The organism is Marinobacterium aestuariivivens (assembly GCF_042661465.1).
GTDB classification, from domain to species: Bacteria; Pseudomonadota; Gammaproteobacteria; order Pseudomonadales; family Balneatricaceae; genus Marinobacterium_A; species Marinobacterium_A aestuariivivens.
This window is the reverse complement of the sequence record NZ_JBHSWE010000001.1, coordinates 4,351,631-4,364,091: the sequence shown is the minus strand read 5'-3', so window position 1 is coordinate 4,364,091 and position 12,461 is coordinate 4,351,631. Positions and strand designations below refer to the sequence as shown.

Below are 12,461 nucleotides of genomic sequence, written 5' to 3'. Positions count from 1 at the left end.
CCCGGGATGGCACCGACCCCCGGGCGGCGAAACCCATCACAGACCGTAGCCTGGAATGAGCCCCAGGCGAATTCCGGGAAGGGCGTCGGAATTCGCCCCTTCGGGCCTCATTCCAACCCAATTGCCATCGGTTACGTCGCTGGCGGGGCTGCCACCCCGAAAATACCCGACGATGGCAGCCCCCATCCGACACGCCGATCAGGCTTCGCCCTGCAGCGCCGCGTATTCCTTCTCCCAGCGCTTGCCCTCCTTCTTCGACGGACCGCCGATGAGGTTGAGGGCATGGCGAATCCGGGCACGGCTGATATCCGGGCCGAGGATCGCCATGGCATCCATCACCGAGACGGTCTGGCTGGTGCCGGCGATGGCGACGAACAGCGGAAAGAGGAAGTCGCGGATCTTGTAACCCATGCCGTCAGCGAGCTTCTTGAGCTGCTGAAACAGCTGATCCTTGTGCCAGTGGCGCTCGTTGTCGAGCTGCCAGGAGGCAAACTGCAGGATCTTGCGGATATCCTCGGTCTGCAGCGACTTGTGCTCGAACTTCGACGTATCGAGTTCGATCATGCCGGCCAGGAAAAATCCGGCCAGCGGCGCGACGTCGGAGAACTTCTCGACCCGCTGCTGTACCAGCGGCACGATCTGCATCAGGAACTCCGGGTTCAGCGCCCACTCCTGGAAGCGCGCCGCGAACTGCTCGGGACTGAGGTTCTCCCGCAGCCAGAGGCCGTTGAGCCAGCTCAGCTTCTCCTGGTCGAACACCGGCCCGCCCAGGGACACGCGCCGGATATCGAAATGCTCGAACATCTCGTTACGGGTGAACTTCTCGCGCTCGTCCGGCATCGACCAGCCCATGCGCCCGAGGTAGTTCAGCAGCGCCTCCGGCATGTAACCCATGCGCTGGTAATAGAGGATGCTGGTCGGGTTCTTGCGCTTGGACAGCTTCGACTTGTCGGGGTTGCGCAGCAGCGGCATATGGCAGAGCACCGGCATCTCCCAGCCGAAATACTCGTACAGCAGCTTGTGCTTCGGTGCCGAGTTGATCCACTCCTCGCCACGGATGACGTGGGTGATCTTCATCAGATGATCATCGACGACGTTTGCAAGATGGTAGGTCGGCATGCCGTCGGACTTGAGCAGGATCTGTGCATCGACCATGCCCCAGTCGAGCTCGATGGTACCGCGCAGCATATCCTCGATCTCGCAGGCTCCCTCCTCTTCCGGCACCAGCATGCGGATCACATAGGGCATGCCTTCGGCCCGGCGCCGCTCAACCTCTTCCGGCGGCAGTGCCAGATCGCTCTGCTTCAGTGCGGTATGACCGCCAGCGGCACGACGGGCTTCGCGCAGCGCATCCAACTCTTCAGGCGTGCGGTAACAGAGGAAGGCCTTGCCTTTCTCCACCAGCGTCATGGCGTAATCGCGGTAAATGTCGCCGCGCTCGCTCTGGCGATACGGGCCATGGGGACCGCCGACATCCGGCCCCTCGTCCCACTCCAGACCGAGCCAGTTCAGCGAATCCAGAATCATCTGTTCGGATTCCGGGGTGCTTCGGGCCTGATCGGTATCCTCGATGCGCAGTATGAACTGACCGCCATGCTGACGCGCGAACGCCAGGTTGAACAAAGCGATATAGGCGGTGCCTACATGAGGATCACCGGTCGGTGAAGGTGCAACGCGGGTACGAACTGTCATCGTCATCCTGAAATCGAATCGGGTTTGCGAAATGCTGCGCATTATAGCGCTGTGCCGAAGCTTGCAACAGTCACCCGGAGACCCACCCCGCCCCAACTTTTCGGCACATTTCATGCATAAAAATTTTAGTCACTGAAAATGACGCCTCCAATAATAAAGCCGATATGCACATTGATTGCCCAAGGAGCCCGTGACCCATGAAACACCCGCCGCCCATAAAAGTCCTGGTGATCGACGACGACCGGGCACGCGTCGCATTGCTCGAGCAGTCGCTGCGCGACCAGGGATACGAGGTGCTGGCCAGACTCGATACCACCGACCTGCTGGCCGAACGCGTCGAGGAACTGCAGCCCGATATCATCATCATCGATCTCGACTCGCCCGATCGGGACGTGCTCGAAAACATGGCGCTGCTGAACGACCGGTCCCCCGCCCGGTCGTGATGTTCGCCGAACAGGGCGACAGCGACACCATCGCCCAGGCGATCCGCTCCGGCGTCAGCGCCTATGTGGTCGACGGCCTCGAGGCCGGGCGCATCCGCTCGATCCTGGATGTCGCCGCGGCCCGTTTCCGCGAATTTCAGGCACTGCGTCGCGAGCTGGTCGAGGCCCGCTCGGAGCTGGCCGACCGCAAGCTGATCGAAAAGGCCAAGGGCCTGGTGATGAAGCGCCACAAGTGCTCCGAAGACGAAGCCTTCAAGGCCATGCGCCGCATGGCCATGGACCAGCAGAAGCCGCTGCCCGAAGTGGCGCGCAGCATCATCGCCGTAATGGAAATCATCTGAATCTGTACAGGATTGCCACCATGACCGACCTTACCCTGCCCGGCCAGCTGCCTGCGCCAGAAAAACGCGACCTGACACTGGGGTTCGTCCCGCTGGTCGATGCCTGTCCGCTGATCGTCGCCCAGGAGCGCGGTTTTTTCGCCGACTGCGGCCTGCATGTACAGCTCAGCCGGGAAGCCTCCTGGGCCAGTATCCGCGACAAGCTGGAACTGGGGCTGCTCGACGCCGCCCAGATACCGGCCGGCATTCCGCTGGCGGCCGCCTTCGGCCTGGGTTACGGCCAGCGCCCGCTGGTCTGCAGCATGGGCCTGGGACTCAACGGCAACGCCATCACCGTCAGCGCTCCGCTGTACGAAGCCCTGCAAAGCGCACCCTCATTCGCGGCGGAACCGGCCGCCGCGGGCCAGGCACTGAGGGATTATCTGCAGCAGAATCCGGATCGACAGCTGACCCTGGCGACCGTCTATACCCATTCGATGCACAGTTTCCTGCTGCAGTATTGGCTCGATGCCTGTCGCATCGACCGTGCACGTATCCGGCTGGTGGTGGTACCGCCGCCGCAAATGGTCGATGCGCTCCGGCGCGGTTTGATCGATGGCTTCTGTGCCGGCGAGCCTTGGAACAGTGTCGCGCGACAGCAGGGCGTCGGTGAGGTACTGGTCAGCGGCTACCAGATCTGGCGCAACGCCCCCGACAAGGTGCTGGGCAGCACGGCCGACTGGGCCGCCGAGCATCCCGCCAGCCTGCAACTGGTGATCATGGCGCTGCTGCGCGCCTGTGCCTGGCTGGACGACCCGGACAACGCAGAGGCGAAGCTGGGGCTGCTGCGCCGGCCGGAATATCTGGGCGAGGGCCTGACCGCCCCGGATCCGGACATCGGCCGGCATCGATTCTTCGGCGCCGCGGCCAATTTTCCCTGGCTGTCCCATGCCCGCTGGCTGCTCGAGCAGATCCAGCGCGATCAGCCGCACCGGCACCCGGCCGAGATCGATGCCCTGGCCCGCCAGACCTATCGCAGCGACATCTTCCGCCAGGCCGCTGCGGCACTGAACCTGAACCTGCCGCTGACCGAAAGCAAACCCGAAGGCGCACATGAACAGGACTGGACAGTCGATGGCAGCCTGGGCCCGCTGGCGCTGCCCGGCGACCGCCTGTTCGATCGACCGCCCGCAGAGGAGCCTCACTGAGCGAAAAGAGTGCAGCCACCCGGATCGACGGTATTACCGCGGTGCACAATACCGTCAAACCGACGCACAAAAACATATAAAACCCTTAAATTACAAACACTTAAAATAATGGCACGACTCCTGCTTTGTACTGTTCAGTTGAAACTGACAATTCGAATCAGGCAAAGGCGCCTCTTTCGCGACGGTCTCCCCGTCGCGCTGGGGCGCCTTTTTCGTTTGTACTTGAGGGGGACTCTCGATGACTCGCAATACCCGCCACCACGCCAACCGCCCGGCCTTCCCCGGACGTCGCCGCATGCTCAAGCGCGCCCTGGCCGGCGCCGGCATGATCGGCCTTGCCGGGATGATACTGACAGCTCCGGCACGGGCCGAAATCGGACCGCCCGAAAAGGAAGACCTTAAATTCGGCTTCATCAAGCTGACCGACATGGCCCCGCTGGCCATCGCCTATGAAAAAGGCTACTTCGAGGACGAGGGCCTCTACGTCCAGCTCGAAGCCCAGGCCAACTGGAAAGTGCTGCTGGACCGGGTGATCGACGGCCAGCTCGACGGTGCCCATATGCTCGCCGGCCAGCCGCTCGGTGCCACTATCGGCTTCGGCACCCAGGCCCATATCATCACCGCCTTCAGCATGGACCTGAACGGCAACGGCATCACCGTCTCCAACGATATCTGGGAGCGCATGAAGCCCCATATTCCCACCGGCGAAGACGGCAAGCCGGTGCATCCGATCAAGGCCGACTACCTGAAGCCGGTGATCGACGAATTCAAGGCCGAAGGCAAGCCCTTCAATATGGGCATGGTGTTCCCGGTCTCGACCCACAATTACGAGCTGCGCTACTGGCTTGCCGCCGGCGGTATCCATCCGGGATATTATGCCCCCCACAAGGGCGATATCAGCGGCCAGATCAGCGCCGATGCCCTGCTGTCGGTGACGCCGCCGCCGCAGATGCCGGCAACTCTCGAGGCCGGCACCATTCATGGTTACTGCGTCGGCGAGCCCTGGAACCAGCAGGCGGTTTTCAAGGGCATCGGCGTGCCGGTCATCACCGACTACGAGATCTGGAAAGACAACCCGGAAAAGGTATTCGGTGTCTCGAAGGGCTGGGCCGACACCAACCCCAACACCCACAAACGGGTCGTCAAGGCCATGATCCGCGCCGCCAAATGGCTTGACGAGAACGACAATGCCAACCGTCCCGAGGCGGTCGAAATCCTGTCCCGTTCCGAGTATGTCGGCGCCGATGCCGAGGTGATCGCCAACTCCATGACCGGGACCTTCGAATACGAAAAGGGCGACAAGCGGGAGGTGCCGGACTTCAACGTCTTCTTCCGTTACAACGCCACCTACCCCTACTACTCCGATGCCATCTGGTACCTGACCCAGATGCGTCGCTGGGGCCAGATCGAGGAAGCGAAGCCGGACAACTGGTACATGGATATCGCCAAAAAAGTCTACCGCCCCGATATTTATGCCGAGGCCGCCAAGGCGCTGATCGAGGAAGGCAAACTGTCGGCTGACGAGTTCCCGGACTTCGCGGCGGAGGACGGCTACCGCGCGCCCCAGACCCACTTTATCGACGGTGTCACCTATGACGGCCATCAGCCCAACGCCTATCTGAAGCAGTTCGAGATCGGCCTCAAGGGCGACGACCGGATCTGATGTACCCGGCGCAGACCGCGGTCTGCGCCGGCAACGGGATGGAGAAGACGCTATGAGTACGTTGAATCTGAGCTGGCCTGCACGGCTGCGGCTACCGGCACGGGATGAACTCCCGGCCCTGACGGCCCGCACGGCCAGGGCCCTGATCATACCGCTGATCGGTCTGCTGGTGTTTCTGTTCGCCTGGCATATCGCGGCACGCAATATCGACACCTCCCTGGGACAGTTTCCGGGCCCGGTGCAGGTCTACGAGCAGTCGGTCAACCTGATCGCCGAGCACAAGCGCGAACGCGACAAGGAAACGGCCTTCATCGAGCGCCAGGAAAAACGCAATGCCGAAAAGCTCGCGAAGAACCCCGCTGCCGAGGTCCGCATCCGCGACTATACCGGCAAGCCGACCTTCTTCGACCAGATCGTCACCAGCCTGGTGACGGTGATGGCCGGCTTCGTGCTGGCGTCCCTGCTGGCGATCCCTCTGGGCATCCTGATCGGCCTCAACAGTACCCTGCATGCGGCGCTCAATCCGCTGGTACAGCTGTTCAAGCCGGTCTCCCCGCTGGCCTGGCTGCCGCTGGTGACCATGGTGGTCAGCGCGGTCTATGTTTCGGACGACCCGCTGTTCGCCAAGTCCTTCCTGACTTCGCTGATCACCGTGTCGCTGTGCTGCCTCTGGCCAACGCTGATCAACACGGCGGTCGGCGTCTCCGGCATCAGCCAGGATCTGAAGAACGTCAGCAAGGTGCTGCGCCTGCCGTTTCTGACCCATGTGTTGAAGATCGCCATCCCGGCTTCTCTGCCGGCGATGTTCACCGGGCTGCGGCTGTCGCTCGGCATCGCCTGGATGGTGCTGATCGCCGCCGAAATGCTGGCGCAGAACCCGGGGCTCGGCAAGTTCGTCTGGGACGAGTTCCAGAACGGCAGTTCCGATTCCCTTGGCCGCATCATGGTGGCGGTGCTGGTGATCGGCATGATCGGCTTCCTGCTCGACCGCGCCATGCTGGCGCTGCAGAAAGCCATTTCCTGGGACAAGAACGCCGTCGTGCGTTGAGGAGCAGCAAGATGACACATCTCGAACTGAGCGGCGTCAGCATCGACTTCCCGACGCCGAAGGGGGCCTTCCGGGCCCTGGACAGGGTCAATCTGAAGATCGACAAGGGCGAGTTCATCTCGCTGATCGGGCACTCCGGCTGCGGCAAGTCGACGGTGCTGAATATCGTCGCCGGCCTCTACCAGGCCACCGAGGGCGGTGTGGTGCTGGATGGCCGGGAAGTGCGCGATCCCGGCCCCGAGCGCGCCGTGGTGTTCCAGAACCATTCGCTGCTGCCCTGGCTCAGCGCCTACGAGAACGTCGGACTGGCCGTGAAGCAGGTGTTTCGCCACAGCAAGTCAAAAGCCGAAATGCGCGACTGGATCGAGCACAACCTCGAACTGGTGCACATGACCCATGCGCTGCACAAGCGCCCGGACGAGATCTCCGGCGGCATGAAGCAGCGGGTCGGCATCGCCCGGGCACTGGCGATGGAACCCAAGGTGCTGCTCATGGACGAACCCTTCGGCGCCCTCGATGCCCTGACCCGGGCCCACCTGCAGGACTCGCTGATGGAGATCCAGGCGACCCTGAACAACACCGTGATCATGATCACCCATGATGTCGACGAGGCGGTGCTCCTTTCCGACCGCATCGTCATGATGACCAACGGCCCGGCCGCCACCGTCGGCGAGATCCTGAAAATTGAGCTGGAACGCCCGCGCGACCGTATCGCCCTGGCCGACGACAGCCGTTACAACCACTATCGCCACGAGGTCCTGAGCTTCCTCTACGAAAAACAGCGCCATCCGGTGGATGACGGCGAACAGGGGTCGAAAAAATCGACAGTGGCACAGGATCTGCATTCAGAACAGGTAACGGATACGAAAGCCAGGGCTGTTCAGGCGGCCTGATCCGGCATTCGGGCAAACCCGGGGGCGACAACCCCTTCGGGGCGCACCGAAACAGGGCCGGACGACAACAAGACGCACCAGGTTTGAACAATGGCGTTCAACCGGTTCCCCCTCACAGGAGAGCCGTTGTGCGCCATTTTTTTGCCATTTGGGAATAACGGAAAACAACTATGACTGATAACGCCAAGCTCAATCTCTTGTCGTTTACCGGCAAGATGAAGATCCTGCACCTGAGCTGGATCGCCTTCTTTCTGACCTTCTTCGTATGGTTCAACCATGCGCCGCTGCTCGGCTCCATCGCCGCGTCGATTGGCCTGAGCAAGGACGAGGTCAAGACCCTGCTGATTCTCAACGTCGCCCTGACGATCCCGGCCCGGGTCCTGATCGGCATGTTGACCGACAAATACGGTCCGCGACTGGTCTACGGGCTGCTGCTGGCAATCTGCAGCCTGCCCTGCTTCATGTTCGCCCTGGCCGACGACTTTACCCAGGCGGCCATCGCGCGCTTCCTGATCGGCTTTATCGGCGCCGGCTTCGTCATCGGCATCCGCATGGTCAGCGAATGGTTCCCGGCCAACGAACTGGGCACCGCCGAAGGCATCTACGGTGGCTGGGGCAACTTCGGCTCGGCCGCCGGCGCCATGCTGCTGCCGACCCTGGCACTGCTGTTCGGCGGTGACGAGGGCTGGCGCTGCGCCATCGGCATCACCGGCGTGCTGTGCCTGATCTTCAGCGTGATCTGGTACCTCAACGTCACCGATACCCCCAAGGGCTCCACCTACTTCAAACCCAAGCGCATCGGCGGCATGGAAGTGACCAGCAAGGGCGACTTCGTCTTCCTGCTGGTGATGAAGGTACCGCTCTACGCCGCCCTGGCACTGCTGTGCTGGAAACTGTCCCCCGCCGGCGTGGAACTGCTCAGCGGCACCGTCTCGACCCTGATCTACCTCGGCCTCGTCGCCTTCTTCGTCTACGACTGCTACAGCGCCTGGAGCGTCAATCGCGAGATCTTTGTCAAACCGGTGCCCGAAATGCACCGCTACAAGTTCAAGCAGGTGGCCGTGCTGAACGTGCTCTATTTCGCCACCTTCGGTTCGGAGCTGGCGGTCGTCTCGATGCTGCCGCTGTTCTTTACCGAAGTGTTCGAGCTGGACATGGTCTACGCAGGGCTGCTGGCCTCGGGCTATGCTTTCATGAACCTGATGTCGCGCCCGGCCGGCGGTCTGATCTCCGACCGCTGGGGTCGCAAGTCGACCCTGCTGGTACTGACCGCGGGCCTTGCCGTCGGCTATGCGGTAATGTCGGTGATCGACAGCAGCTGGCCGCTGGCGCTGGCGGTGATCGCAGCCATGGCCTGCTCCTTCTTCGTGCAGGCCGGTGAAGGCGCGGTTTTCGCCGTGGTACCGCTGATCAAGCGCCGCCTGACCGGCCAGGTCGCGGGCATGACCGGCGCTTACGGCAACGTCGGCGCGGTGTTCTACCTCACGGTGCTGTCGATGGTGAGCTACCAGACCTTCTTCATGGTGATCGCCGCGACCGCAGTGCTCGGTTTCGTAACCCTGCTACTGCTGGAAGAACCCAAGGGGCATATGGCCGAAGTCAATGCCGATGGCAGCGTCGAGCTGATCAGCGTTTCCTGATCGGCCTGCCAGGCCGCAAAGAGTCTCAGGGAGGACCGGCAGGGGTGCCAAAGCACCCCTGCCACAGACGATGAAACACACCGATTACAGCGCCCCGGCCCAGGCGCCGATGGTCCGTTTCGGCGGCCAGTCGGTCAGCGGCGTCAAGGCCGTCAACCAGGACGCCTTCGCCGCCCATGCCCCCGACGCCCCGACCGCCCGACTGAAAGGCGCCGTCGCGGTGATCGCCGACGGTGTCAGCAGCTGCGAGGATTCCCATATCGCCAGCCAGACAGCCGTAACCAGCTTTATCGCCGACTACCTGAGCACACCGGACAGCTGGAGCACCCGCCATGCGGCGGCCCGTGTCATCTCCAGTCTGAACAGCTGGCTGTTCCAGCAGAATGCGGTGCGTCAGGGACATGACGACAGCATGCTCTGCACCTTTTCGGCGGTCATTCTCAAGTCCAACACGCTGCACTGCTTCCATGTCGGCGACAGCCGCGTCTGGCACCTGCGCAACGGCGAGCTGGAACAGCTGACCCGCGACCACGTCCATGTCGAACGCGGACGCAACTACCTGTCCCGGGCCTTCGGCGCCGATCAGCACCTGGAGGTGGATTATCAGCAGCGCACGCTGGAAGCCGGCGATCGCATCCTGCTGACCACCGATGGCATCCACGAGCATCTGCCCCGCGCCCGGATCGCCGAACTGCTGGCCCTGCAGCCGGACGACCCGGTGGCGGCCTGCTCGGGCCTGATCGACGAAGCTCTCGCCGGGGGCAGCGACGACAACCTGACGGCACTGCTGATCGAGGTCGATGCACTGCCGCTGGAAACGCCCGACGAAAACTACCGTCGGCTGACCGCCCTGCCGATCCCGCCGGTACTCGCGACCGGCAACCGCATAGACGACTACGAGGTGCTGGATATCATCTTCAGCGGCACCCGCAGTCATATGTATCGGGTCAAGGACCTGCACGGCGACCGCCAGTACGTGCTCAAGGCGCCGTCGGAGAACCATGCCGAGGACAGCCTCTATCTGGACGGTTTCATGCGCGAGGAATGGGTCGGCCGGCGCATCGACCATCCCAACGTGATGAAAACCTTTGCACCGCCGCGCCCAAAGCGCTTCATGTACTATCTCGGCGAACATATCGAGGGGCAGAACCTGCGCCAGTGGATGCAGGATCACCCCCAGCCACCACTGGATCAGGTACGCGACCTGCTGCGCCAGATCGTCGCCGGTCTGCGCGCCTTCCAGCGGGCCGACATGGTGCACCAGGATCTGAAGCCGGAAAATATCATGATCGACCGCGACGGCCGGGTTAGAATTCTCGATTTCGGCACCGTGCGCATCGCCGGCATCGAGGAGATGGTCTCGCCGCTGGACAAGTCGATTCCCCAGGGTTCGGTCAATTATGTGGCGCCGGAATACCTGATGGGGCTGCCCGGCAGCTACCGCTCCGACCTCTTCTCGCTGGCGGTGATCGCCTACGAGATGCTGACCGGCGAGCTGCCCTATCGCGAACCCTCGGTGAAACGTCACCGCATCGAACATTATTCCGAGCTGCATTACATCCCTGCACTGCGCCACCGCAAGGATCTGCCGCTCTGGATGGAGGGCTGCCTGCGCAAGGCACTGCAGCCCAACCCCTGCATCGCTACGACGCCTATTCGGAGTTCCTGCAGGACCTGTGCACGCCGAACCGCCAGCTCGAAGCACGCGTCCGCGAGCAGCCGCTGATGGCCCGCAACCCGCTTCTGGGCTGGCAGCTGATCGCCGCCCTGTTGCTGCTGCTCAATCTGCTGCAGCTGTTGTTGTAGGTTGGAATGAGCGCCGAAGGCGCAAATTCCACCGGGAGCCGTTGATCCGGACCGGCGGCGCCAACCGAAACCACCGGTGGAATTCGTTTCTCTCATTCCACCCTACGCGGCCGGAACATTTGCCGGAACCGAACGCGTATCGCGCCACCTTTTTTGCACCAATGTCAGGCACCAAAGCGGTTCAGCTACCCCATTCGGTGCAAAAAATAACGACGAAGCAGCCACCAATCCGACTCAAATCATTGAATAGTGGCATTTTTAACAAGTTGGCACGCACCCTGCTTTAACTAACACATACAACTCGACGCCCCCTCGGGGGCACTGAACAAAGGCGTTCATCCCCGTGCATTCGCGCACGGACGATGAGCGCCTTTTTTGTTGGCATTTTTACCGGCTACAGCAACGGAGTCACCTGCGGATGGAACGACAGAAGCTCATCATCATCGGTAACGGCATGGCCACCAGCCGCCTGCTGGACGAGCTGTTGCGCCGCGATGCCGCACGTTACGACATCACCGTCTTCGGCGAAGAGCACGGCGGCGCCTACAACCGCATTCAGCTGTCGCCGCTGCTGGCCGGCGAAACCGACCACGCGGCCATCGTGCTGAAAAGCGCCGACTGGTATCGCGCCAACGGCATCCGCCTGCACAGCGGCGATCCGGTAGTTCGCATCGACCGTGACGCCCGCCGGGTCATCAGCCAGCAGGGCCTGCACTGCGACTACGACCAGCTGGTGCTGGCCACCGGCTCCCGCCCAGCCCGCATACCGGCATCCAACCAGCACCTGGACGGCATCTTCGACTTCCGCACCACCGGGGACGTCGACGCCATTCTTGAATGCGCCAAAGCCGGCCGCGAGGCCCTGGTGGTGGGCGGAGGCCTGCTGGGTCTCGAAGCCGCCCATGCCCTGGCCAGGCGCGGCCTAGACGTGACCCTGGTGCACCGCGCCGACTGGCTGATGAACCGCCAGCTGGACCCTCAGGCCGGCGAACTGCTGCGCCAGGCCCTCGAGACCCGCGGCATCCGTTTCCTGCTGGGTGATGAAATCGGAGCCTTCGAAGGCGCAGATCGTATCGAAGGCGCCCGGCTGAAAAGCGGCCGGCACCTGAAAGCCGACCTTGCCGTGATCGCCACCGGCATCGCGCCCAACGCAGGGCTGGCCCGGGACGCAGGTCTGCCCTGCCGGCAGGGCCTCGAAGTCGACGACCTGCTGTGCAGCGAAGATCCGCGCATCAGCGCCCTGGGCGAATGTATCGAGCACCGCGGTCGGACCTTTGGACTGGTTGCACCGATCTGGGAGCAGGCGCGCCTGCTGGCCGATCGGCTGGTCCGGGGTCTGGCCACCCCTATCGCGCCGCGCCGGTTCCGACGCAGCTGAAGGTATCGGGCATCAACCTGTTCTCGGCCGGCGAGCATCTCGATGCGCCCGGCCTCGAGAGCCTGACCCTGAGCGACCCCCGCAACGGCTGTTACCGCAAGCTGCTGCTGCGGGACAACAGGCTGGCCGGCATCGTGCTCTACGGCGATACCGCAGACGGCCAGTGGTATTTCGAGCTGCTGCAGCAGCAGACCGCGCTCGATGAACTGATTCCCATGCTGCCGTTTGGCCGCGCCTATTGCATCCGCGACACCGAGGCCCCCGGCACCGCCGAGGAACCGCGGGAGATGGCGGTATGAAACCTGAAATCCAGAGTTCGGATCGGCCTGCTGCGAAAGCGCCGTTCCTGTCACCGAATCGTAACGGGAGT

General features: G+C 62.9%; 11 protein-coding genes. 10 read left to right on the top strand and 1 reads right to left on the bottom strand.

Annotated features, from left to right (window positions below; all coding sequences use genetic code 11):
• Positions 1 to 198 precede the first annotated feature (198 nt).
• Positions 199 to 1,692 carry a glutamate--tRNA ligase gene (gene gltX, locus ACFQDL_RS22805; RefSeq protein WP_379911018.1) on the bottom strand — a complete coding sequence of 498 codons (1,494 nt, stop codon included), beginning with the start codon at positions 1,690 to 1,692 and terminating at the stop codon, positions 199 to 201.
• A 197-nt stretch (positions 1,693 to 1,889) separates the two neighbouring features.
• Here gltX and ACFQDL_RS22800 point away from each other — a divergent pair, with 197 nt between their 5' ends.
• The 10 genes from ACFQDL_RS22800 to ACFQDL_RS22755 all read left to right on the top strand — a co-directional run bounded on the left by ACFQDL_RS22800 (position 1,890) and on the right by ACFQDL_RS22755 (position 12,390).
• Entirely contained in the window at positions 1,890 to 2,135 is a 246-nt protein-coding gene (locus ACFQDL_RS22800) for an ANTAR domain-containing response regulator (RefSeq protein WP_379911017.1), read from the top strand.
• Positions 2,135 to 2,476 (top strand): ANTAR domain-containing response regulator, encoded by a 342-nt coding sequence (locus tag ACFQDL_RS22795; RefSeq protein WP_379913265.1) that lies wholly within the window; start codon positions 2,135 to 2,137, stop codon positions 2,474 to 2,476. The genes ACFQDL_RS22800 and ACFQDL_RS22795 overlap by 1 nt, the downstream gene beginning before the upstream one ends.
• A 20-nt stretch (positions 2,477 to 2,496) precedes the next feature.
• On the top strand, positions 2,497 to 3,663 hold the full coding sequence (locus tag ACFQDL_RS22790) for a CmpA/NrtA family ABC transporter substrate-binding protein (protein WP_379911016.1): 1,167 nt from the start codon (positions 2,497 to 2,499) through the stop codon (positions 3,661 to 3,663).
• Positions 3,664 to 3,988: 325 nt separating this feature from the next.
• Entirely contained in the window at positions 3,989 to 5,326 is a 1,338-nt protein-coding gene (locus tag ACFQDL_RS22785; RefSeq protein ID WP_379913263.1) for a CmpA/NrtA family ABC transporter substrate-binding protein, read from the top strand.
• A 52-nt stretch (positions 5,327 to 5,378) separates the two neighbouring features.
• Positions 5,379 to 6,374 carry an ABC transporter permease gene (locus tag ACFQDL_RS22780; RefSeq protein WP_379911015.1) on the top strand — a complete coding sequence of 332 codons (996 nt, stop codon included), beginning with the start codon at positions 5,379 to 5,381 and terminating at the stop codon, positions 6,372 to 6,374.
• Between the two features lie 11 nt (positions 6,375 to 6,385).
• A complete protein-coding gene (locus ACFQDL_RS22775) occupies positions 6,386 to 7,267 on the top strand; it encodes an ABC transporter ATP-binding protein (protein ID WP_379911014.1) in 882 nt (293 codons plus the stop codon).
• A 170-nt stretch (positions 7,268 to 7,437) separates the two neighbouring features.
• Positions 7,438 to 8,907, top strand: a complete 1,470-nt coding sequence (locus ACFQDL_RS22770; RefSeq protein WP_379911013.1) for a NarK family nitrate/nitrite MFS transporter — start codon at positions 7,438 to 7,440, stop codon at positions 8,905 to 8,907.
• Between the two features lie 70 nt (positions 8,908 to 8,977).
• Complete coding sequence (locus ACFQDL_RS22765) at positions 8,978 to 10,633, top strand: protein kinase domain-containing protein (protein ID WP_379911012.1); 1,656 nt, start codon at positions 8,978 to 8,980, stop codon at positions 10,631 to 10,633.
• A 498-nt stretch (positions 10,634 to 11,131) separates the two neighbouring features.
• Positions 11,132 to 12,091 (top strand): NAD(P)/FAD-dependent oxidoreductase, encoded by a 960-nt coding sequence (locus ACFQDL_RS22760; RefSeq protein ID WP_379911011.1) that lies wholly within the window; start codon positions 11,132 to 11,134, stop codon positions 12,089 to 12,091.
• Positions 12,007 to 12,390 (top strand): hypothetical protein, encoded by a 384-nt coding sequence (locus tag ACFQDL_RS22755; protein WP_379913261.1) that lies wholly within the window; start codon positions 12,007 to 12,009, stop codon positions 12,388 to 12,390. Before ACFQDL_RS22760 ends, ACFQDL_RS22755 begins: the two co-directional genes overlap by 85 nt.
• The last annotated feature ends 71 nt before the right edge of the window (positions 12,391 to 12,461 follow it).

What these genes read in the sequence shown, in the direction of transcription:
- ACFQDL_RS22785 (WP_379913263.1), top strand. Translation starts at nt 3,989, where the DNA reads ATGATCGGCCTTGCCGGGATGATACTGACAGCTCCGGCACGGGCCGAA.
- ACFQDL_RS22775 (WP_379911014.1), top strand. Translation starts at nt 6,386, where the DNA reads ATGACACATCTCGAACTGAGCGGCGTCAGCATCGACTTCCCGACGCCG.
- ACFQDL_RS22790 (WP_379911016.1), top strand. Translation starts at nt 2,497, where the DNA reads ATGACCGACCTTACCCTGCCCGGCCAGCTGCCTGCGCCAGAAAAACGC.
- ACFQDL_RS22800 (WP_379911017.1), top strand. Translation starts at nt 1,890, where the DNA reads ATGAAACACCCGCCGCCCATAAAAGTCCTGGTGATCGACGACGACCGG.
- ACFQDL_RS22770 (WP_379911013.1), top strand. Translation starts at nt 7,438, where the DNA reads ATGACTGATAACGCCAAGCTCAATCTCTTGTCGTTTACCGGCAAGATG.
- ACFQDL_RS22760 (WP_379911011.1), top strand. Translation starts at nt 11,132, where the DNA reads ATGGAACGACAGAAGCTCATCATCATCGGTAACGGCATGGCCACCAGC.
- ACFQDL_RS22765 (WP_379911012.1), top strand. Translation starts at nt 8,978, where the DNA reads ATGAAACACACCGATTACAGCGCCCCGGCCCAGGCGCCGATGGTCCGT.
- ACFQDL_RS22780 (WP_379911015.1), top strand. Translation starts at nt 5,379, where the DNA reads ATGAGTACGTTGAATCTGAGCTGGCCTGCACGGCTGCGGCTACCGGCA.
- ACFQDL_RS22795 (WP_379913265.1), top strand. Translation starts at nt 2,135, where the DNA reads ATGTTCGCCGAACAGGGCGACAGCGACACCATCGCCCAGGCGATCCGC.
- gltX (WP_379911018.1), bottom strand. Translation starts at nt 1,692, where the DNA reads ATGACAGTTCGTACCCGCGTTGCACCTTCACCGACCGGTGATCCTCAT.